The 21,367-nt window shown below is 38.6% G+C and carries 18 protein-coding genes and 1 pseudogene; 5 read left to right on the top strand and 14 right to left on the bottom strand.

The window, feature by feature from the left end; translation table 11 throughout:
- Positions 1-139 precede the first annotated feature (139 nt).
- The 4 genes from ACQKMR_RS22385 to ACQKMR_RS22370 are packed head-to-tail and all read right to left on the bottom strand — an operon-like array spanning position 140 to position 6,058.
- Positions 140-373 (bottom strand): hypothetical protein, encoded by a 234-nt coding sequence (locus ACQKMR_RS22385; RefSeq protein WP_427699290.1) that lies wholly within the window; start codon positions 371-373, stop codon positions 140-142.
- Positions 363-920, bottom strand: coding sequence for a hypothetical protein (locus ACQKMR_RS22380; protein WP_427699289.1), 558 nt, complete (start codon positions 918-920; stop codon positions 363-365). Before ACQKMR_RS22380 ends, ACQKMR_RS22385 begins: the two co-directional genes overlap by 11 nt.
- Positions 921-932: 12 nt before the next feature.
- Positions 933-5,651 carry an HAD-IC family P-type ATPase gene (locus ACQKMR_RS22375; protein ID WP_427699288.1) on the bottom strand — a complete coding sequence of 1,573 codons (4,719 nt, stop codon included), beginning with the start codon at positions 5,649-5,651 and terminating at the stop codon, positions 933-935.
- Positions 5,652-5,689: 38 nt separating this feature from the next.
- Positions 5,690-6,058 (bottom strand): YtxH domain-containing protein, encoded by a 369-nt coding sequence (locus ACQKMR_RS22370; RefSeq protein WP_427699287.1) that lies wholly within the window; start codon positions 6,056-6,058, stop codon positions 5,690-5,692.
- Positions 6,059-6,654: 596 nt separating this feature from the next.
- On the opposite strand from ACQKMR_RS22370, the gene ACQKMR_RS22365 reads away from it, so the two are divergent.
- Positions 6,655-6,795 (top strand): hypothetical protein, encoded by a 141-nt coding sequence (locus tag ACQKMR_RS22365; protein ID WP_427699286.1) that lies wholly within the window; start codon positions 6,655-6,657, stop codon positions 6,793-6,795.
- 1,043 nt (positions 6,796-7,838) lie between these two features.
- On the opposite strand, the gene ACQKMR_RS22360 is transcribed toward ACQKMR_RS22365, so the two are convergent.
- Positions 7,839-8,027: a hypothetical protein gene (locus ACQKMR_RS22360; RefSeq protein WP_427699285.1), complete on the bottom strand. Its 189-nt coding sequence runs from the start codon at positions 8,025-8,027 to the stop codon at positions 7,839-7,841.
- A 637-nt stretch (positions 8,028-8,664) separates the two neighbouring features.
- Positions 8,665-8,829 carry a hypothetical protein gene (locus ACQKMR_RS22355; protein WP_427699284.1) on the bottom strand — a complete coding sequence of 55 codons (165 nt, stop codon included), beginning with the start codon at positions 8,827-8,829 and terminating at the stop codon, positions 8,665-8,667.
- Positions 8,830-9,222: 393 nt separating this feature from the next.
- Here ACQKMR_RS22355 and ACQKMR_RS22350 point away from each other — a divergent pair, with 393 nt between their 5' ends.
- The 4 genes from ACQKMR_RS22350 to ACQKMR_RS22335 all read left to right on the top strand — a co-directional run bounded on the left by ACQKMR_RS22350 (position 9,223) and on the right by ACQKMR_RS22335 (position 14,736).
- Positions 9,223-10,140, top strand: a complete 918-nt coding sequence (locus tag ACQKMR_RS22350) for a proline dehydrogenase family protein (protein ID WP_427699283.1) — start codon at positions 9,223-9,225, stop codon at positions 10,138-10,140.
- A 56-nt stretch (positions 10,141-10,196) separates the two neighbouring features.
- Positions 10,197-11,738 (top strand): L-glutamate gamma-semialdehyde dehydrogenase, encoded by a 1,542-nt coding sequence (gene pruA, locus ACQKMR_RS22345; RefSeq protein WP_427699282.1) that lies wholly within the window; start codon positions 10,197-10,199, stop codon positions 11,736-11,738.
- Between the two features lie 170 nt (positions 11,739-11,908).
- The gene (gene putP, locus ACQKMR_RS22340; protein ID WP_427699281.1) at positions 11,909-13,378 is read left to right on the top strand and encodes a sodium/proline symporter PutP; all 1,470 of its coding nucleotides are present in this window, start codon (positions 11,909-11,911) and stop codon (positions 13,376-13,378) included.
- A 137-nt stretch (positions 13,379-13,515) separates the two neighbouring features.
- A complete protein-coding gene (locus ACQKMR_RS22335; protein ID WP_427699280.1) occupies positions 13,516-14,736 on the top strand; it encodes a PucR family transcriptional regulator in 1,221 nt (406 codons plus the stop codon).
- A gap of 222 nt (positions 14,737-14,958) precedes the next feature.
- On the opposite strand, the pseudogene ACQKMR_RS22330 reads toward ACQKMR_RS22335, so the two are convergent.
- From ACQKMR_RS22330 to ACQKMR_RS22295, 8 genes and pseudogenes are all read right to left on the bottom strand, one after another.
- Positions 14,959-15,108: pseudogene (locus tag ACQKMR_RS22330) on the bottom strand (DUF2568 domain-containing protein); the annotation flags it as partial.
- Complete coding sequence (locus ACQKMR_RS22325; protein ID WP_427699298.1) at positions 15,053-15,214, bottom strand: YrdB family protein; 162 nt, start codon at positions 15,212-15,214, stop codon at positions 15,053-15,055. The gene ACQKMR_RS22325 and the pseudogene ACQKMR_RS22330, both read right to left, overlap by 56 nt.
- Before the next feature lie 25 nt (positions 15,215-15,239).
- A complete protein-coding gene (locus ACQKMR_RS22320) occupies positions 15,240-15,839 on the bottom strand; it encodes a WHG domain-containing protein (RefSeq protein ID WP_427699279.1) in 600 nt (199 codons plus the stop codon).
- Between the two features lie 20 nt (positions 15,840-15,859).
- Positions 15,860-16,570 carry an MBL fold metallo-hydrolase gene (locus tag ACQKMR_RS22315; RefSeq protein WP_427699278.1) on the bottom strand — a complete coding sequence of 237 codons (711 nt, stop codon included), beginning with the start codon at positions 16,568-16,570 and terminating at the stop codon, positions 15,860-15,862.
- 237 nt (positions 16,571-16,807) lie between these two features.
- On the bottom strand, positions 16,808-16,951 hold the full coding sequence (locus ACQKMR_RS22310) for a hypothetical protein (protein WP_427699277.1): 144 nt from the start codon (positions 16,949-16,951) through the stop codon (positions 16,808-16,810).
- A gap of 174 nt (positions 16,952-17,125) precedes the next feature.
- A complete protein-coding gene (locus ACQKMR_RS22305; protein WP_427699276.1) occupies positions 17,126-18,580 on the bottom strand; it encodes an alanine/glycine:cation symporter family protein in 1,455 nt (484 codons plus the stop codon).
- Positions 18,581-18,881: 301 nt separating this feature from the next.
- On the bottom strand, positions 18,882-20,534 hold the full coding sequence (locus ACQKMR_RS22300) for a glycerol-3-phosphate dehydrogenase/oxidase (RefSeq protein ID WP_427699275.1): 1,653 nt from the start codon (positions 20,532-20,534) through the stop codon (positions 18,882-18,884).
- A gap of 530 nt (positions 20,535-21,064) precedes the next feature.
- A complete protein-coding gene (locus ACQKMR_RS22295) occupies positions 21,065-21,310 on the bottom strand; it encodes a DUF2164 domain-containing protein (protein ID WP_427699274.1) in 246 nt (81 codons plus the stop codon).
- Positions 21,311-21,367: the final 57 nt, after the last annotated feature.

The following is a 21,367-nucleotide window of genomic DNA, read 5'->3' as shown; positions in this document are numbered from 1 at the left end:
CTTTTTACCGCATCTTTTTCGGGCTGTATGATTAGCGTTTCATGTTGTGTAAGCAAAGATGACAGCCAACCTGAGCACGATTGGCTCATACTTCTCATCAGCAGGAAATTAAGACCACTCTCTGATTGAAATTCTTTTTTTAAAAACGTGGTAGAGTAAACCATTTCATTAAATTCATTCGATTGGCCTTTCCCTTTTCACGAACGGAACGAAAGATTTCACCTGTAAAAGATCCCATTTTATTAGAAATCTCCTTCTGAATCACTTTATCTTGTGATGCCATTTTTACACTTAGGTCCAATGCCTGTTCAAAATGTTCTAGTGCTTTTTCTAAATGATAGTCAACATCATTTTCAACGATTTTAGGAATCACTTTTTATTTCCTCCTTGTTGTCAAATTCTAGTTCAGAAGTGGGTTCCACTTCACTCGTTACCTCTTGCTCATTCGTGATCTCCTGTGTGCTTGATGGTTCCTGCTCACCCAGGATGTCCTGTTCTACATCGGAAAGTTGTTTATCAAATTGTTTTTGCATTCTGTCCATTTTCGCTTCAACAATAAGATCTTCTACTTCTTCCTTGATTGTTTCAAAGGTAGATTTAACACTTTTTACTCCCGTATCAACAAGAGGAATTAGTTTATTTTTTGCGGCAGGAATTAAAGCGATTGTTGATCTTTTTCTTTCCGCCGTTTGATTTATTTCTATATCGCTCTCAGCAAGTTCTTTTTCAAATTGATTTTGCATTCTTTCTAGTTTAGCTTCAGCAATAATATCCTCCATTTCCTCTTTGATCGTTTCCAAGGTGGATTTAGCGCCCTTTACCCCTGTCGCCACAAGAGGACGAACTGTATTTCTAACTACGGGGAGTAAAGCGGCAGTTGCTAATGCTAATGTAGATCCTATAACAATTCTCCGTATCATTTTCTTACTCCTTTATACTGTTTTTAGTAATGCAGATTCATTAATTACTGGTAGTACTGAATCAGTCGTCTTACGAGAGACTACATTAATAATAGGTTTTGAAAGCTTAGATACCGTCCCTGCTACAAGAATGATAGGTATCCATTGTGTGAATGTTAATGGAACGGTATGGAATACACGAGCTAAAGGTGTAACATAGATGGTCGATAATAAGACGAGCCAGGAAACTACTAGGCTTGAGACAAAAAAGCGATCTTTCGTCCACTCACGAACGGTTTCTTCTGATCCTTCCTGTCTCCAAGAGAAAGTCTGAATGAGTTGGCCTGCAACTAAAGCAGCAAAAGCTGATGTTTGTGCCACAGCAAGAGGAACTCCGGCTGCTAAACTCATGCCAAATAGAGTTAGTGAACCCGTTCCAAGCAGAATTCCACGTGTAACAACCTTTTTATATAATTCCTTATCGACAATATCTTGTCGTTTTGTTTGCTTTGTTTTATTACCAGGATTGACAGCCAAAATCATGGCAGGTAAAGCATCCGTGATAAGATTCATCAATAGAATTTGAATCGGAACTAATGGGATTGGTAAACCAGCAATAACTGCAGCACTAGTAACGAGTACTTCTGCTAAATTACCTGTTAATAGACATCCAACTGCTTTACGGATGTTGCCGATGATCGTTCTGCCTTCTTTTACACCTTTGACAATCGAACCAAAATGGTCTTTTTTTAGAATCATATCTGCTGCTTCTTTTGTTACTTCTGTTCCTGTTTGCCCCATCGCAATACCGACATTCGCTTTTTTAATAGCTGGCGTATCATTGACTCCATCCCCGGTCATTGCAACAATTTGCCCGCCACTTTGAAAGGCAGTAACAATTCGTAATTTGTGAGCAGGAGTCACACGGGCGAAAACAGTTGTATCCTTTACCACTTCATTTAAGTCTTCATCGGTCAGTTGATCGATTTCCGGTCCTGTCAAAACTTTGTCCTGACTATTCCAAATGCCTATTTGTTTCGCAATAGAAATGGCAGTAATTGGGTGGTCACCCGTAATCATTACTGGTTTCACGCCTAATTCAATGGCTTCACGAATACTTTCTTTTACTTCGGGTTTCGGCGGATCGATCATTCCGACCAATCCAACAAAGATTAAATCGTCATCATACACTTTATTTTGTTCCGAATGATTCTGACTGTATGCAAAACCTAATACCCTTAGTGCGCTTTTAGCGAACTCCTCGTTTTGCAGTAAAATCACTTGTTTTTCCTTATCGGATAACGGATAAATTTGGCCGTTATCTTGATACCATTTACAACGGTCAAGAATAGCCTCTACAGAACCTTTGGTAAGCTGGTAAAAATCTTGGTCCAAATTCGTATCTTTACAAACGACACTCATGATTTTCGTCTCAGAATCAAACGGTTCCTCGTGACTTCGCTCCCAGGAGGTCATATCTTCTCGTGATAATCCCGTTTTGGCAGCCAAGCTTAATAAAGATCCCTCTGTTGGATCACCTTTAACGATCCACTTACCTTCTTCTTGCTCTAATTTACTATTATTACAGAGGACACCAATCTGAAGGATACGTGCTAATTCAGGATTTTCTAATGGATTATTTACCTTCTCATTAGAAACGATATCCTCTATTTCTGTATATAAGGCTGCCGCCTCATGAGAGGTCATCTCAGCAACGGTTCCAATTGGTTCATATCCATTCCCTGATACGCTCCATAAACGATTAGGTGTAGCAATGACCTTTACCGTCATTTCATTTTGCGTGAGGGTTCCGGTTTTGTCTGAGCAGATTACTGTTGTTCGACCAAGTGTTTCTAAGCTTGAAAGCTTACGAACAATGGCATTTTGTTTTTGCATACGGAAAATACCAGCACTTAAGGCAATCGTAATCATAATAGGTAGACCTTCAGGGACGGCTGAGGCCGTAATCGTAATCGAAGTCGCGATCATTTGGGCAATCGGCAGACCTCGGAGTAAACCAGCTACGAGTACAAGTCCGCCCGCGACAAATGCCCCCTTGATAAACATTTTACTAATGGAAGTCACCCTTTGCTGTAAAGGAGTGGCCTCCATTTCTTCGCCTTTCATCAAGGAAATCATGTACCCCATTTCTGTACGCATGCCCGTTGTTACTACAACGGCAATGGCTTTTCCACGGGTCACAGACGTACCCATAAAGAGCATATTTTTACGCTCTGCTAATGCACAATCTTGCGGGGGAACATCGGTTGTCTTTTCTACAGGCAGGGATTCACCTGTTAAAGTTGCTTCGTTAATCTCTAAGTTCCAAGAACGAATGATGCGAAGATCAGCAGGTACGCGATCCCCGGCTTCTAGACAAACGATATCGCCTGGAACGAGTTCTGTACCCGGTATTTCTACTTCCTCTTCTCCTCGTATTACTTTACAAATAGGAGCTTGGAATTGATTAAGAGCCTCCGCCACTTTTTCGGCTTTACGTTCCTGGAGCGTTCCAATGACGGCATTCGCAATAAGGATTGATCCCATTGCTAATCCATCGAACACACCTCCGGTAAAGACAGATAACCCAGCTGCCCCAAGCAGAATAAGTGATGTGAATTCTTTAAATTGCCCCATAAACGAAACAATCCAAGGGATGGGCTGTTTAGGCTCGATCTGATTGATCCCGTATTGGTTTCTTAGCACTTTTACTTGGGTCTCATTTAATCCTTGTTGCTCTTGGACTTTAAATAGACTCATAACTTCTTCTTCGGTCATTGCATACCATGGCGTATTCTCCACCATTTTGGCAGGAAGATCTTTAGATGTCCCATCAACCTCAATTAATTGCGAGTCCATCTTTTTCGACAATTCTTTCTGTGAAAAGAGTTTTTCACTTATTCTCTTCGTCCTAGATAAGAATGTTAATGAAAGTGCGTTTGCCATTAAGGCAATAACAGGCGCCGTGAAAACAGACCATACGGCTAAGGTCTCCCCGATCACATTCCACATCTTAGTCATGCGAAAATGTTGATGCACCAACCCATTTATTCGATTGGCATATACCGTAGATTGACGGATACCTGTGACATTATTAAAAGAAACGGTAGGAACTTGGAATGGGAGTGTATCACTAAATTGACTGTTATTCTCTGTTACGAATAACACTTCTTCTCCCCGTGATCGGATGGCTTCTACACGCTCTGATACGAGCCCATTAAGCCAACCTGCATCCACACCACGGTTAGAAAGGGTCTTGCTGCTAATATTTAAACTATTTTGCAAGACACCCACGTTCCACTTGTTCTCAGATAACCAATCAGCTATTTTCATAAATTCAGAGGTGAATTCGACTCTCGATCCAATCAACAAACCCAGGCACTTTTTATCCTTGGCGACGAATTGGACGATGAAACCTTCCTTCTCCATTCTCTTTGCTTCAAGATCATACTCACCGGTATCCACACCGTTTTGCTGAACAAAGCTCTTGCTTCCGGAATAAAACTTGACACCTTGAATTTCACCTTCAATGCCTTGTTCTTCTTCTTCAACACAAAAAGCATTCCGCAATGTTCGTCCTGTATGTTCTGCCTTTTTCATTACTTCTTCTTTCCATGTATGGTCACTCTTCTTCATTAGTGAAGCAACTGTACACCATACTTGATCTTCGCTTCCTTCATGGGAGATACAGTGAATCTCTTTCGTTTCCGCTTGAAAAATACGAGATGTATCATCAAATAAAATCGTTTTTGTCCGAGACAATTGGGATAATGACCCGTCGTTTGGTATCAGGTAACCTCTTTCCTTTGATATAAGGTCAGCCTGACCCCACGCATATTCCGCAGATGTAACAGCTGGTTTCGGATTAGCTGCCAACAGAACAGCCATTCCACGTAGAGGGTGCCTCGTTAAAGCCCAGGTTGCTCCTCCGAGAATCATTCCCCATTTCGATTGTTTCTCACTATACGATTTAATTTCTGGTGAAAGTTGCTGTACTTTGTTATCGCCATTTCTTGCATTCAAGTTGGTCTGACTTTGTTTCCAATTCAGATAGTTTAATAGGCTAAGCCCAGCCAACACAAGGATATTCTCCCGAACGAGAGCCAGAGCAAGTGTACCTACACCAAGCATTAAATCGGGATTCAACTTTTTATTAGCAAACAATTGTTGAAAACCACGTTTTAGAAAGGGGTATCCTGCCAAAACGGATAAAGATCCAGATAAATAAAAGAGACCAGGGCTTCTTGCTAAGACGGATCTACCCATAAATAGTTGTTTGATACCCAAAGCGCCTAACCCAACGACAGAGAGTGTTAAGGGAAGGGGGACCCGATCTTTTGTTGTCTTATCATCCATGTCTTTAAGGATGAATTGGGAATTAACAGGAATTTCTCTAGTGATCATACTAGGTGATTTATTTATTAATTCCCTATTTTCAGTTATTTCAACGGAGGCGGCTATTTCGTTTGCCACTTCTTCATCGGTATGAACAGTCATTCCGCCCGTCACTTGTTCCTCAACAGACTGAATGATTTGGCATATTTTATGTAAAGACGTCTTGCTTTCATCAAAAGTAATAAGAGCTCTTCCAGTATCTATAGAAGGATTCACCTCATAAATTCCTTCTACTTGTCTAAACTGATCCAAGATTAAATTCGCCATGTTCATGTTGTGTTTGAGTCTATAGATTTCAATTCGAATCCTTCCAGATAAGGACCGAATAAATCTAGTTTTGAATGGTTTAGTCTGCATCTTGATTCTCCTTACCGTAAATTAAGGAAATAAATTGATTAATCATTCATTTGCTTAAGCGAACTGCTAGAAGAACTTTCGAAAGCTATCGCTTCCTCCGAATAGTGTTTGTTTTCACCAGAAACCCACTTTTCTCGAAATTCAGAAATGGTATTTTGAACAGCTTCTACGATACCTAAAATAGGTGCAACCGTTTTGACAGCTACTTTACGTACAGCTTCTTTAGCTTTAGGTAATTGTTCTTTCAATTCAGAACCTGCATCCCGGACCTTCTCTTCCTTACCTAGAACGGCCGATATGGTTTTCACAGCTATTTTACGAATACCCTTTCTTGCTTTAGGTGATCCGATAAGAACTGCTGCAACACCAATTGCAATACCAATAGGGGATTTAATAAATCGAAACATCATCATTTCTCCTCACATGAATAATTTTTTGTTTTAGGATTTTTTAAACATTTGAAACCTGCTACTAAACTTGTTGGTAACGACACTTGACATGAGTGTCCATCAAATCAATTTGGACAACACCCCCAAACACCCTTTTTTTGTAAAAAAAGGATAATTATGAATATACTCCTTTATTGACATTTATTCAACACTTTATTTCCATTTTGTAAATTTCATGTTAATATTTTTGCGATTTTACATGTTAAAACAGACACAGTTGTTGAGCATACAAAATAATATAAAAAGAATGTCAGAGAGTATTTACCAATAGTGGATCTTATAAACATAATCATTTCTCACCACATGGGTAAATGGCTACATTTATTAAAATATACAAATATTGATAATCGCATCCATTTTATGTAAAAAAGTATAGTTATAAATATAGACCAATGTTGACACTTATTCAACACCTTATTTCTTTATCGTCAATTTTATGTTATTATTTTTTCAAATTTGTATGTTAAGACAGTCACAGTTATTAAGCAATCTAATACAATATTAAAAACTGTCAAGGAGTGTTTAATATGAGGTTCATGAAACGGGGCTCAATTATGCCTAAAATCAAGTGGAGATCCTTAATGACGTCGGAATTCACCAAGGGTTTGATTAGTATTGTGCCAACACTTGTTGCAACAATCTTAGGAGAAATTGTTATTCTATTATTTCAAGTTTATCTAGTGAAAAGATTCTAAACTGCTAAATTGATAACAATTCTTAAATAAAAATAGGAGGTGAAAAAATACCTACGGAGGTGAAACATAGATGAATAAAGATACAAAGCACGGAATCATTTTTACAGCGATTCATACTGTCTTTTTTTTGAACTTAGCATTTAATTTTATATATTTTTATTAAATCGATACAGTTTATCTTTAAATTAACCATATAATGAGACCACATCCTTTCCTCACTAATCAAAAGAGGAGATCTCTTTGAAAGGCTGGGAGGGTTCATTTTTTGCGCTTCCAAGTTTCCTCTTTATTCGTTCCTCCAGGAAAAAACAACAAACTAATTTGTTCCCAATGGTTTTCTAGCTCGGTGATTGCCAGCAGTCTATATAGCAGTCAGGAGTTCCTTTAGGACTACTGAAAAATTAAATAGAAAAGACAGTAGGAAAAAGGTCATATGTTCAATATCCTTATTCAGGTTAATGAACATATGACCTTTCATTTATTTCCCTTAATATCAATCGCCTATTTATTTATGCCTGATTAAATTAATTACGTAGTTTGAAAGTGAGCTTCCAGGCTGTTGGATGAATCTAACTTTTAATTGAATCTATACGCTTTATTTTCAACTGTTTTTTATAAGATTGACAAGAAGAAAATCGCTTTTTATTTCCTTTTAGCATACTGGCCATCTTTTTGTCGTAATATATAGAAACATTAGAATTACATTATGAGCATGTGAGTTTGTTCATCACTCTGTCTCTTTGTCATCAAGACAGCCATTCCTTAAACTTCACAGCTCCCTTCACCCTACTTTACGACTAGGCTTAAGGGGCTAGAAAAATGCTCCGAAAGCAATCACTAATATTAGTACCCCACTTATTATCGTTCCAAATTGACCTACAGTAAATGAACCAACGTTGACTTTGTCTGAGAATCTGTTTTTTGTCCTCGCACCCCGCCCTTACTGCTATATACCCTAACTTTAGCAGAGATATGATCTTCTTTTACAGCTGATGATGAAGTAGCTGTTGCGCTAAGAGAACCAAAAATTGGATTACTAGCCTTTAATTTGGAAGTACACTTGATTTTTTTCCAGATGTTTCTACTGTGATACCTGCAGTTAGACTGCTAACTTCAGCTAAACTTGATATGTTAGTAACAGTTGTTTCTGATTCTACTTCAGCTGCAATAGCACTATTCCCAATTGATAAACTTGCAAAAATTGTACCTACAACACATAATTTCTTAAGCATGATTACTCTTTCATCTCCTCTAATATCAATTGCCAAAAATTAACATAAATAAAACCATACCATATATTTCTATTATATTCCATAACTTCTATAATTTTCTTGCGTTGTTTCTTTAGAATACTAGTACTATCACCTTTATGGTTTTGGAGAAAGTAAAATGCCCTTTATACCAATAAGCCGGCATAAAGAGCATTCGTATTCTAATATGAATTTCTGAATATGAATGTTCTTGTTCCTATAAATGACGAATTTACTTTCTGAATTTAATATGCAGATTGAATTTAATTCGGAACAAAATAATCAGCATTATTCGTTGGAGACAAATGAGTGAGTTGACATATTAGTTTTCAAAACCATTTCTCTACTACCATCAAATGAATTCTTATTATTTAAAACCCCCACTTCTATATAGAAGTGAGGGATTTTTTTGTTGAAGTTATCTTTTGATTTCAAATGTGAAAGGAAAAGAGCCACTTCATTCTTATTCTTCGCCGTATCTAATGCTTTGACACTACATATATAGCGATTTCTTTTTGGATTTATTCACATACTTCCTACTATTATAGACATACACGGTTGCACCTTCTTCAAGCGGGGCTTGATTGATTAGGGACAGGGGTTATATAATCCGCCACATCTATTTTCGACTAACCATCTTCTTTATCTTTCGAACAACAGGTGACACAATGACTTTATGTGCTTTTGTGAGGGCTAGTCCAATAAACCCTGCTATTACCAGAGCCATTATCAAGCCAATTATCAAACCAGATGTTTCTCTAAGTTCTTCGAATACCGCACCCATTCCTTATCCTCCCCGCCTTACCGATGCCACTTATTTTTACGGCCTTCGCCATTAACTTCCGATCATGTAACAGACACCATTCTTCTTGAGTCAGGTTCATTATATCGTATTGGATTATTATGGTCGAGTTACCACTTTTGAACGCATTCACAATGACTTCATTTTTCACAAGGCTATTTTCTCCTAAACACCTTTCTTCTAGCTTTTCTTTATAAGATGAAATATAAACCTCCCCCTTCTTTTCCAATAAAACATGATGAAATGTAAACCTTTTCATTTGTCCAAAACCGACAAACAAAAGCCAGAATTATTGTTTTTTGAGAACATTGTGAAAATTGTCGAAAAACCGTAATCTTAATTTATGAATACATCTTCTTAGGGGGTGCGCTTTATATGGAAGCCATTACAAGGGACTTTTTCTTATTTTTATCTAAAAATAATCTGCTTAATAATATTGCTAAGAAAAGCGGAGGAAGTTTTGCTGCTGGAAAGATCATTGGGGGAACTGATTTCCAAAGTTCCATTAAATTCATTAAGCAACTTAATAATAGTGGGTTGTCAGTTACAGTCGACCATCTTGGGGAATTCGTAGATTCTGAGGAAGTAACCCGGGAAAGGACTGCAGAATGCATTGAAACCATCGAAATGATCAGCAGGGAAAAACTTGATTCACAAGTTTCTCTGAAGATGACTTCTTTGGGACTCGATATCGATCATAATCTGGTCATTGAGAACATGACAAGAATTCTTGACACAGCAGAAAAAAACAATGTCATGGTAACCATTGATATGGAAGATGAAGTTCGCTGTCAGGCAACAATCGATATCTTTAGACAGTTCAAAGAAAAATACAGCTGCATAAGTACTGTTCTGCAAGCATATTTATTCCGCACAGAGAAAGATTTGGAGGACCTTGCCCAATATAAGCCATTCCTGCGACTCGTAAAGGGTGCCTACAAGGAATCTGCCGAGGTGGCTTTTCCCGAAAAGGATGATGTAGATGAAAACTATAAAAAGTTGATTAAGCAAAGTCTTCTTAACGGTAATTATACGGCCATTGCCTCACATGATGACAAAATCATCGAATACACAAAAGAGCTGGCTAAGAAGCATGGCATCCCAAATACACAATTCGAATTTCAAATGCTTTATGGCATGAGAAACAAAACCCAGTACGAATTGGTCAAGCAAGGTTACAAAATGCGCGTCTATGTACCATATGGTCTGGATTGGTATGGATACTTCATGAGAAGGCTTGCGGAAAGGCCATCCAATATTGCTTTTGCCTTCAAAGGGATGGTCAGAAGCTAAATATAATTCAACATTCTTAATTGCTACAAAAAATCTATAAAAAGGTGTGATTACTAATGATTTCATATAAACACGAACCATTTGTTGATTTTACAAACGAGGAAAACAAAAAAGCATATCAGGAAGCACTTCAAACTGTTGAAGGCTACTTAGGGCAAGACTACCCTCTTTATATCGGGGCAAAGAAAGTGACGACTGATGAGAAAATCGTTTCATATAACCCTGCAGATAAGCAAGAGGTCATCGGCCGGGTATCGAAAGCGAACAGAGATCTTGCTGAAAAAGCCATGCAGGAAGCGGCAACTGCTTTCGAAAGCTGGAAAAAAGTAAAGCCAGAAATCCGTGCTGACGTTTTATTCAAAGCAGCTGCCATCATTCGCAGACGCAAGCATGAATTCTCGGCATTATTAACAAAAGAAGCAGGAAAGCCTTGGAATGAGGCCGACGCGGATACAGCAGAAGCAATAGATTTCCTTGAATTCTATGCCCGCCAAATGTTAACGCTTAAAGATGGTGTACCTGTCCAAAGCCGTCCGGGAGAATTTAACCGCTATGATTACATTCCATTAGGAGTAGGCATCATCATTTCTCCTTGGAACTTCCCATTTGCCATTATGGCAGGTACAGCTGTTGCCGCTATCGTTACTGGTAACACAATCCTATTGAAACCAGCTTCGACTACTCCAATTGTAGCTGCGAAATTCGTTGAAGTGATGCATGAAGCTGGCCTTCCAGCAGGTGTGTTGAATTTCGTTCCAGGAAACGGAGCCGAAGTGGGCGACTACCTGGTTGATCATCCAAAAACACGTTTCATTTCCTTCACCGGTTCACGTGATGTAGGTCTACGCATATACAAACGTGCTTCAGAAGTGAACGAAGGCCAAGTTTGGCTGAAGCGTGTCATTGCTGAAATGGGCGGAAAAGATACGATCGTCGTCGACAAAGAGGCTGATTTGGAATTGGCTGCTCAATCGATCGTGAAATCTGCATTTGGCTTCTCGGGACAAAAGTGTTCTGCTTGCTCCCGTGCTGTAATCGTTGAAGACGTATACGATCAAGTTTTAGATCGCGCTGTTGAATTAACAAAACAACTAACAGTCGGTAACCCTGTGGAAAATCATTTCATGGGACCAGTTATCGATCAGGCGGCCTTTGATAAAATCATGAGCTATATTGAAATCGGTAAAGAAGAAGGACGCATTCTAACTGGCGGAGAAGGAGATAGCTCAAAAGGTTACTTCGTTCAGCCGACAATCGTCGCTGATGTCAATCCACAAGCCCGTTTAATGCAAGAAGAAATCTTCGGCCCAGTCGTTGCTTTTTCCAAAGCGAAAAACTTTGACGAGGCTCTCAAAATTGCCAATAACACAGAATACGGTTTGACTGGTGCTGTTATTACGACAAATCGCTCTAACATGGAAAAAGCACGCGAAGAATTCCATGTAGGGAACTTGTATTTTAACCGTGGCTGTACAGGTGCAATCGTAGGCTACCAACCATTCGGCGGGTTTAACATGTCAGGAACCGATTCTAAAGCAGGCGGACCGGACTACTTGCAGCTTCATATGCAAGCCAAAACAACATCCGAAACGTTCTGATCATGTTCCATTAAAAGCAAAATGAAGTAGAAATGAATACCCTCTTTAGTTAAGTATCTTCTATTCCTAGATACGCAATCAAAACGAGGTTAAATGGAGGAAGTGACAAATAGGTTACTTCCTCTTTTATAACAAAAAATTATATAATTCATCCTGAAGGGAGTCTTCATATGATAGATTATGCATTAATAATTTCCATTAGCATTTATATGGCGGGTATGCTTCTTATCGGATATTTCGCCTATAAAAGGACTTCTAATTTAAATGATTACATGTTAGGCGACCGAGGTCTTGGTGCAGCTGTCACTGCTTTAAGTGCCGGTGCTGCAGATATGAGCGGTTGGCTTCTAATGGGACTGCCTGGTGCCATGTTCGCAACAGGACTCAGTTCCATGTGGATTGTATTCGGCCTGACACTAGGTGCCTATGCAAACTGGCTGTATGTTGCCCCACGATTAAGAACCTATACGGAAGTCGCTAATAACTCCATTACGATCCCGGCATTCTTGGAAAATCGTTTTGGTGAGGGCTCACGGATTCTAAGGTTTATTTCAGCTTTGGTCATTCTGATATTCTTTACCTTTTATGTTTCATCTGGAATGGTATCCGGTGGAGTCTTATTCCGGAGTACATTTGGCCTTGATTATCATACAGGTTTATGGATCTTAACAGGTGTTGTTGTAGCCTATACTTTATTTGGCGGATTCCTGGCAGTAAGCTGGACTGACTTTGTACAAGGAATCATCATGGTAGTTGCCCTGATCCTTGTACCAATCGTTACCCTTTTCCATGTTGGTGGTTTCGGCCCTTCCATAGACACAGCACGTTCAATCAATCCCGACTTATTGAATATTTTCACTGGTACGAGCTTTTTAGGAATCGTCTCATTATTTGCATGGGGACTAGGTTATTTCGGACAGCCGCATATCATTGTCCGCTTTATGGCGATTAGTTCTATTAAAGAAATCAAAAAAGCCCGTAATATCGGTATGGGCTGGATGATTTTCTCCAGTATCGGTGCCATGCTGACTGGGTTTATCGGAATCACCTATTTTTCTCAAAACAACCTGAAGTTAGATGACCCTGAAACCGTTTTCATGGTTTTAGGCGAAATACTATTCCATCCCCTTATTACTGGTTTCTTAATTTCTGCAATACTGGCAGCCGTCATGAGCACAATTGCTTCTCAGCTACTGGTAACAGCCAGTTCCTTAACAGAGGATATATATAAAACTTTCTTCCGTCGGTCTGCCTCTGATAAAGAGCTTGTCTTTTTAGGCAGGTTATCCGTTCTGGTCATATCCATTATCGCCCTTACTCTCTCGTGGGAGAAAAATGATACGATTCTTGGACTCGTCGGCTATGCATGGGCAGGATTCGGTTCTTCATTCGGTCCATTGATCTTGCTCAGCCTCTTCTGGAAGCGAATGACAAAATGGGGTGCTTTAGCAGGGATGATCGTTGGTGCTGGGACTGTTATTTTCTGGTCGATGGCCGGATTATCCAAAATGCTTTATGAAATGATCCCTGGGTTTGGCGCAAGCTTGATTGCCATCATCGTGGTCAGCCTGCTTACAGCCAAGCCATCTAAAGAAGTCGAAGAGAAATTCGAAGAATTCGAGAGAATATTAAAAGAATAAAAGATACCCTAGAAGGACCGGTATATGAAAGTTTTTTCATATACCGGTCCTTCTTTGCGCTTGCCTCTATACACTTCATTCGTTTAAAAGTATTATTAAATAAAGCTGTCATTCATTTCAAAAACAGGGGGCCATATATGTCATTAGAAAAAATTCTAACTCTCACAAACATTAACGATATTACAGATATGGTCAGCACTTATTTAAAAAAACCAGTCGTCATTGAAAATGACCAATTTTTATTGCTGGCATATAGTTCATATTATATCGAACACTTCGACCAAGCCAATCAGCAAACCATCTTCACAAAGCATTGGCCGATTCCAATCTTGGAGAAATTCATGGATGAGGGCATTGTCGAACAGCTTAAAACGGTAGAGCATCCATTTAGAGTGAAACAAATCGAGGAAATCGGTTTAAATCAAAGAGTTGTTGTAAGCGCTGTCCACAAAGGGCAGGTCTTCGGATTCATTTGGGTCCAAGAGACGGAAGTGATGCCTGATTCCGATTTGGAATTTTTACATGAGGTTTCCCATCATATCGGCAAGCTCCTCTATCAGAAAAAACAGATAAACATGAAAAAAGATGAAGAAAAAAATGAGTTTTACCAAAAGATCATTGACGAAGTCTATCAAACTGAAAACCAAATAAAATGGGAAGCGGCCAATATGAGTCTTCTCATTCCGGAAACTTTCCTTGTAAATGTCTTTACCATCGCTCAATCCGATGCGGAACATTTCGATGAATTAACGGATACAGTCAGTCTATTCGCAAATGCATTGAATCATTTTTCCCATGTATTCACAAACCAATTGAAGATCATCGTCTTAATTGGCAGCAACGGAAAAGGGAAAGACCTGCTTTCTGATAGCGCTACTGATTTAACGAACACGGTTCTTTCCCAATTCAATGGCCAAAAGGTGTTCTCAGGAATCGGAAATGAGTATTCGTCGATTCTTCAATTAAGAAAATCGTATCTTGAAGCATTAGAAGTGATCAATGCAGCCAAGTTCATTGGTAAACCTGAACAGCTTCCTTTTCAATATAGCAAACTTGGTATTTTCCGTTACCTCGAAATGATCTCCAATCAACATGGTAAAACGAATTATATCAATATGGATTTACAGATTCTTCAAAAGAAGGACCAAGAAAGCCAAACCAGATTACTTCAAACACTAGAAATATTTTTGCTAAACAATTGCCGGATCAAACCAACAGCTGAACAGCTATTTATTCACACCAACACGTTAAAATACAGAATGAACCAAATAGCTGATCTTACCTCTATTGATTTTGATGACTTTCTTTCGCGAATACAGCTATACATCGATTTACAGCTAATAAAGCAGAAAACATGACTTTCAAGTATCCTTTAAATCAGCTAAGAAATAAATAACACAACAACGGTTCGATTCCGCTATGCTCCATCTTTTAAAGCCCTTGTAACAAGGGTTTTTTCTTTTTGTCCATCACTCCATTTTGATGCCCCGCTAATCAGATTTAAACTACACCTTATTGGTCCAAAAGCATCATGATAATTCTATTTACTATCACGGTAAATCCATAGAACCAAGCTAATTTTAGTTTTTAAGGGACAGAATTAACCCTACCGGAACCAGGAACATCAATGCTTCCAGTATCAAATGAAGTTGTGCTGATAGTTCTATGCTGACCTTAGGGGAACCAAATATCCCCCAAACGACCGCTATTCCTATTGGGATAACAATGCTTAAAAAAACCTTTCATGATGCCGGTATTTCCTACTTTAAAACCCCAATAACCGTATACAGCAAGTGCAAAAATTTCTAATAAAAATCGAACGGATAAGTTTACCATTTGCAAGACAGCCAGAAAGCCCATTTTAACCTTCCACCAGATCATATTTATCTTTATTTATAACTATTGAATGGATTCCCTCAATATAAGTATTTAGCAATATAGAAAAACTCTTATCGATATCAATCGGCATCCCAAACCCACCCATTTTTTCAATTGAAGTAAATCCATGTAAAATACTCCTTAATCCTCTCACCAAGTGAATCGCCATTTCTTCCTTCAAATTATAGGCTTGTAGTACCTGGACAACAAGCTCTACAACTGATTGCTGTGCTTGCTGCAATTCCATGTCTTCAGAATTTGGAAAACGGGTGGTGGCATCATAAAGCCCTGGATGAACTCTAGCAAATTCAACATATGCCTCACTAAGTGCCCTGATTGCATCATCACCGGAGCGTCCCACTGCTGCTTGAAGCATGTATTCATAAAGTTTTTTAACTCCATTTACTGCTAGTTTCTGTTTTAATCCATTTAGGCCGTCTAAATGGTTATATAATGAGGGGGGCCGTATTTGTAATTTTTCAGCCAACTTGCCTAACGTAAGATGATCAAGACCGCTTTCATCAGCTAGTTCTGTTGCTTTTTGTAAAATGATAGACAAATCTACCCTTATACGTTGTGACATCTCATTTTCACCTCCTATTTTCATTGTTGAAATTTTAATTCTGCTTCAACTATTGCTCTGTCTATAGAATTCCCAGGGTGTTCTAGCATCTTCCCATGACCTACAGCAAGTAAACTCGGTTTATAACTTCTTAATTTCTTTGCACTTTCAAGAGCGATGAGTTTATCCCATGTGGCAAAGGCTGGGAACGGAAATAAAGGTTTAATCATGCCAGACACCGCCGTTCCACCTCTAGTCTGTAAGGCATCCCCAGCAATTAAACTATGATTCCGGGTGTCAAGAAGAGAGATCGAACCAGGGGTATGTCCAGGCGAAAAAATAACTTCCAATGATCCAATACGGTCGCCCTCTTTGAGTAATAAGTCTGGTTTAGTTTGAATATTTTTAGGGACTCCTCCGCGGATTGGAGAGTTTGTTTCATTTTGCAGGAGGGTAGAATCGCCACCCAATAATAATGCATCCCTAACAGAAATACTCACTTGTAAATCAGGGATTAACGCTTTAAGCCCGTCTAATGCACCAACATGATCATCATGAGCGTGAGTAACTATTATTCTTGTTATCCGTTTCCCAATAATTCGCGCCGCATTCATTATACTTTTTGTGCTGTAGGGTAAAGCTGCATCTATTATTGTAAGGCTATTCTCTTCTTCTACGAAATAACAGTTCACCGGAAATACACGTGGCATAAAAGATAGTTGATATACTGTACCAACCTTAGTCATTTTCATCTTTAATCAAACTCCTCCCCCAAAAACTAATGTAATTAATATTATAACTAATATGATTAGTTTTTCAATAATATTCCATCTTAATGACTTAAAATATATGAAAATAAGTAATCTTTTTTAGATAAATACGAATCAACATAAAAAAAACCTTCTAAGTAAACAATATCGCTCTTACTGAGCTTGTTTATCTAAAAGGGTTGCCGTTCTGTTAAAAATGAGGGTTTTACAATTTTTTTACTAGACTATGATTTCTTCTTTTGATAGTTTGCTAAGACCTAATTTATCAATTGTCCTTCCAGTTTGCGGGATGCCACCAACAAGAATTTCACCTAATGTGATCATCGAATCCATCACAATTTCTTGAGCTAGCTTTTCTAACATAATACCCCCCACCTTAATTCTCCACTGAAATATTTTATTTTCTTTTTATATTACACTCCCTTTACCGGGTTACCAATTTACAGAAACTAAAAAAACCAGTTCGTATTAAACTTGAACTGGTTTATGATGAAAAATGATTTATTTTTTACATAATAAAATTAACTCTATAAATATTCATGACACATTTTCCTTGTCACTAACATATTCATGCTCCCAAAAATCAGCATTTTTAATCCCCAACGATTTTGGATCGAAAACGGGATCCAAACCTTTTTTCTTCTGCTTCTCGTAATCTTTTAAAGTTATCAAGGCTGGCTTAGCAAGAATTAAAATGGCAATAACATTAAGCCATACCATAATCCCTAATCCCGCATCACCTAACGCCCAAGCCAACTCTGCTGTTCGAACAGTTCCATAAAAACTAGCCGCAAGTATGACTAGTTTCAATGTAAGCATAGCCCATTTACTATTACGATTACGCATTAAATAGGCGATATTTGTCTCTGCAATATAGTAATACGCCATGATAGTTGTAAAGGCGAAGAAGAAAAGAGCAACAGCAACAAACCCAGCTCCAAAGCCTGGTATAATACTATCAATCGCAGCTTGTGTATACCCAGGACCAGGTGTTACTTTTCCTAAATTATTGACAATATATGATCCATTTTCTGCTTGTGTATTATACATGCCTGTGAATAAAATCATAAATGCTGTAGCGGAACACACGAACAATGTATCAATATAAACAGAAAACGCTTGGACAAGACCCTGTTTTGCTGGATGTGATACTTCTGCTGCAGCGGCCGGATGAGGGCCTGTACCTTGACCTGCCTCGTTTGAATAAACTCCACGTTTTACTCCCCAGGCTATCGCCATACCAATAAGCCCGCCAAAAGCAGAATCCATCCCGAAAGCACTTCTAAATATTAATGAGATAACATTGGGTAATTCAGCAACATTGAAAAGAATGATTACAACTGATAATAGAATATAACCAAGAGCCATAAATGGAACAATTAATTGCGCAGCATTAGCTATCCGTTTTACACCACCGAATATAATAAATCCTAGTAGAAGGACGACTATTATTCCGGTGATTGCCGGCTGAATGCCAAATGCATTTTCTACTCCTGCAGCAATTGAATTTGCCTGAACACCAGGCATAAGAACTGCCATAGCTATTAGTGCAGCGAATGCAAAAAGAACAGCAAACCACTTCCAACCTATTCCTTTTTCAATATAATACGCAGGACCACCTCGATATTGACCATCTTGTTTGACTTTGTATATCTGAGCTAAGGTAGATTCTACAAATGCACTAGATGCTCCAATAAAGGCGATGGCCCACATCCAAAAAACAGCACCTGGACCACCAAAAGCGATAGCTGTTGCTACTCCTGCAATATTACCTGTACCGACCCGACCCGAGAGCGCAATTGATAGAGCCTGGAATGAGGAAACCCCTGCTTCTGAACTTTTACCTTGGAACATCAAAATGATCATTTCTTTAATATGCCGTACTTGTAGAAACCGAGTTAAAATCGAAAATAATAACCCTACTCCCAATAAAATATAAATGACTGGTGTACTCCATAAAACTCCATTTAAAGCAGTTATAAAATCAGACAATAAAACTCCCCCCTTCATATAATTAGAAAATTCAAAATATATTGCTTAAATAATTATATTTCATCTTAATCATTTAAACAATATTAATTACGTTAGAAAAACTAACATACATAGAGTGAAAATAGTTAATTTTCTATGAAGGTGGGATTGTTCATTTACAAGCATTCTATCATTAAATACGTAAAAGATGAGCTGCATTGCAACTCATCTTTTACTCACACATCTATAATTCGAATAAACTCATGGAAAATAAGAGGAAACGCCAGCATAGCCGCTGGCGTTTAATCGTTTCAGGTATAAGTTAAGATACTCTAATAGCACCAAGTATTTCCTGTTCCAATTGGTTTGTTCTTTCCGTTTTTGTTGATTCCGTCCATCCAAAAAATTCAGCCATATAATTAATCACTGCACTTTTATGTGTTTGGACTAAATCGATATCAAATAATAGGGTACCGGTTCTGCGGAAGAAGAAATCAACCGGAGTTGCGGCCATTTCATGGTCTAATGCGTATTGCAACTGTACGAACAATTTCTGTGGGAGGCCGATGCGCGTTCCCACGTCTCCTTCACTTTTGGCAATATTGAACAAAACCGCGGCGTTTGATCCGTACATTGCCAATAATTCTTTGGAATCCTTAGCAGTGAGTCCTGAGTCAATCCCTATTTGAATATGTGTCTGGATATAATCAGAGAAATTGCTTGATCCTCCGACATCCCCTCCAGAAATCGGCATTTTTTTGGTACTGCTATTAGGGTAAGATTTATTTGATTGCTGGGAAAGCTTCTCGACTACAAGGTCGACTGTCGTTTTTGCCATTTTGCGATATCCCGTTAATTTTCCTCCGGCAATCGTGATAAGACCAGATTCGGACTCCCATATTTCATCTTTTCTTGAAATTTCAGAAGGGTCTTTTCCCTCTTCTAGAATTAACGGTCTCACTCCAGCCCAGCTTGATTCGATATCTCCATCCGTAACTTTCACTTCTGGAAACATATAATCAATCGCCTTTAATAAATAGGCACGGTCTTCTGATGTAACGGTAGGGACTGCAGGATCGCCGTCATAGAAGGTGTCTGTGGTTCCGACGTACGCCTTACCGGCTCGCGGAATAGCAAAGATCATCCGGCCATCGGGAGTATCAAAGTAAATCGCCTGCTTCAAAGGGAATTTCGATTGGTCGATTACGACATGAACACCCTTTGATAACTTCAGCGTTTTCCCTTTTTTCGATTTGTCTTTTTCTCGGATCGAATCAACCCATGGACCTGCGGCATTGATAACTTTGTCTGCATATATTTCATACTGATTGCCTGATAGTAAATCATTGACCTGGACGCCTATTACCTTGCCATTTTCATACAACAATTTTTCTACCTTTGTATAATTTATCGGTGTCGCGCCTTTATCAACAGCCGCCTTCATCACTTCAATCGTCAGACGTGCATCATCTGTCCGGTATTCAACATAATGGCCTCCGCCTTTAAGTCCTTCTTTCTTTACAAGGGGTTCCATTTTCAGTGTTTCACTAACCGATAGCATTTTCCTTCGTTCGCTTTTTTTAACGCCTGCTAGGAAATCATAGACCCGGAGTCCGATGGATGTACTGAATTTCCCGAATGTGCCGCCTTTATGCATCGGGAGCAGCATTCTTTCTGGTGTAGTCACATGTGGCCCATTTTCATAAACAATCTCTCTCTCTTTTCCAACCTCAGCAACTATTTTTATTTCAAATTGCTTAAGATATCGCAAACCACCATGGACAAGCTTTGTTGAACGGCTTGATGTGCCTGCCGCAAAGTCCTGCATTTCCACCAATGCCACTTTCATTCCTCGAGTCGTTGCATCCAGGGAAATCCCTGCACCTGTAATTCCTCCACCAATGACTAACACATCATATTTTTCTTTTTTCAGAAGCTCAATTGTTTCTTCTCGATATATATTTGAAAACCTCATGCCTAACTCCTCCTTTAAGTAATGCCTTCCATTGTCGATTAGCCTGTTTTTACTCGTGAATTCGCACTGTTTACTCGTGAATTCGCACTGTTTACTCGTGAATTCGCACTGTTTACTCGTGAATTCGCGCTGTTTACTCGTGAATTCTGCATGTTTACTCGTGAGTTTGGCCCTTATATTCAATTGGTTCATTTGTTCTCATAGTGTCCATATAGATATTAATTACCCTAATCTGCCAATAAAAACAAAAAAAGAGACCATAAATGCACATTATCGAATTCTCGATAACGCATTCATGGTCTCTCCTGTTCTCCGGCCGATTTATTAACTTGATTTTAGTATATCATACTCTAGCTCATATTAAAAAGACTTCGCTTTGTTTTTATTTATGCTGTGTTAAATATGCTGTTCAACTAAAGGCCCAGGTGAAGTAAAAACAAGGAAAGATGATTCCTATCATATGCCGTATAAGACACATTATGTGCAACAAAAAGAGTGAATTATTATCAAATTCACTCTTGAAAAATTTTTTATCTTTTTATCGGACGTTCTAGAGTTAATATTTCATCTTCGAGTGAAGAAAATTGCTGTTCAACTACATGTTTAACATCTAAGACAGCAGCGTTATAGAAATGAGGAGCAAGTGACTCCTTAATGAAATCTAATACTCTTTCTGCAGCAAATTCAGTTATTTCTTCATCTCTTTCTTGTGAAAAAAAATATTGAATGTCAGAAATCATTAATTGTTGTTGGTCTTTTGTAAGTTTTAAAAACAAGTAGAACACTCCCTAATAAAATATATTACAGCTAACTATACATGTGAATTTCAATAA

Origin of the sequence: Peribacillus sp. NPDC096540, assembly GCF_050278525.1 — a bacterium.
Classification (GTDB): domain Bacteria; phylum Bacillota; class Bacilli; order Bacillales; family DSM-1321; genus Peribacillus.
The sequence above is the reverse complement of the archived record's forward strand: the minus strand, read 5'-3'. Positions and strand labels throughout refer to the sequence as shown.

Bases quoted from the DNA above. Each gene is read 5' to 3' on its own strand.
- ACQKMR_RS22350 (WP_427699283.1), top strand. From the start codon at position 9,223: ATGGAAGCCATTACAAGGGACTTTTTCTTATTTTTATCTAAAAATAAT.
- ACQKMR_RS22360 (WP_427699285.1), bottom strand. From the start codon at position 8,027: ATGCTTAAGAAATTATGTGTTGTAGGTACAATTTTTGCAAGTTTATCA.
- ACQKMR_RS22325 (WP_427699298.1), bottom strand. From the start codon at position 15,214: ATGGTAAACTTATCCGTTCGATTTTTATTAGAAATTTTTGCACTTGCT.
- ACQKMR_RS22365 (WP_427699286.1), top strand. From the start codon at position 6,655: ATGCCTAAAATCAAGTGGAGATCCTTAATGACGTCGGAATTCACCAAG.
- ACQKMR_RS22310 (WP_427699277.1), bottom strand. From the start codon at position 16,951: ATGTTAGAAAAGCTAGCTCAAGAAATTGTGATGGATTCGATGATCACA.
- ACQKMR_RS22355 (WP_427699284.1), bottom strand. From the start codon at position 8,829: ATGGGTGCGGTATTCGAAGAACTTAGAGAAACATCTGGTTTGATAATT.
- ACQKMR_RS22335 (WP_427699280.1), top strand. From the start codon at position 13,516: ATGTCATTAGAAAAAATTCTAACTCTCACAAACATTAACGATATTACA.
- putP (WP_427699281.1), top strand. From the start codon at position 11,909: ATGATAGATTATGCATTAATAATTTCCATTAGCATTTATATGGCGGGT.
- ACQKMR_RS22320 (WP_427699279.1), bottom strand. From the start codon at position 15,839: ATGTCACAACGTATAAGGGTAGATTTGTCTATCATTTTACAAAAAGCA.
- ACQKMR_RS22375 (WP_427699288.1), bottom strand. From the start codon at position 5,651: ATGCAGACTAAACCATTCAAAACTAGATTTATTCGGTCCTTATCTGGA.
- ACQKMR_RS22300 (WP_427699275.1), bottom strand. From the start codon at position 20,534: ATGAGGTTTTCAAATATATATCGAGAAGAAACAATTGAGCTTCTGAAA.
- ACQKMR_RS22370 (WP_427699287.1), bottom strand. From the start codon at position 6,058: ATGTTTCGATTTATTAAATCCCCTATTGGTATTGCAATTGGTGTTGCA.
- ACQKMR_RS22315 (WP_427699278.1), bottom strand. From the start codon at position 16,570: ATGAAAATGACTAAGGTTGGTACAGTATATCAACTATCTTTTATGCCA.
- ACQKMR_RS22380 (WP_427699289.1), bottom strand. From the start codon at position 920: ATGATACGGAGAATTGTTATAGGATCTACATTAGCATTAGCAACTGCC.
- pruA (WP_427699282.1), top strand. From the start codon at position 10,197: ATGATTTCATATAAACACGAACCATTTGTTGATTTTACAAACGAGGAA.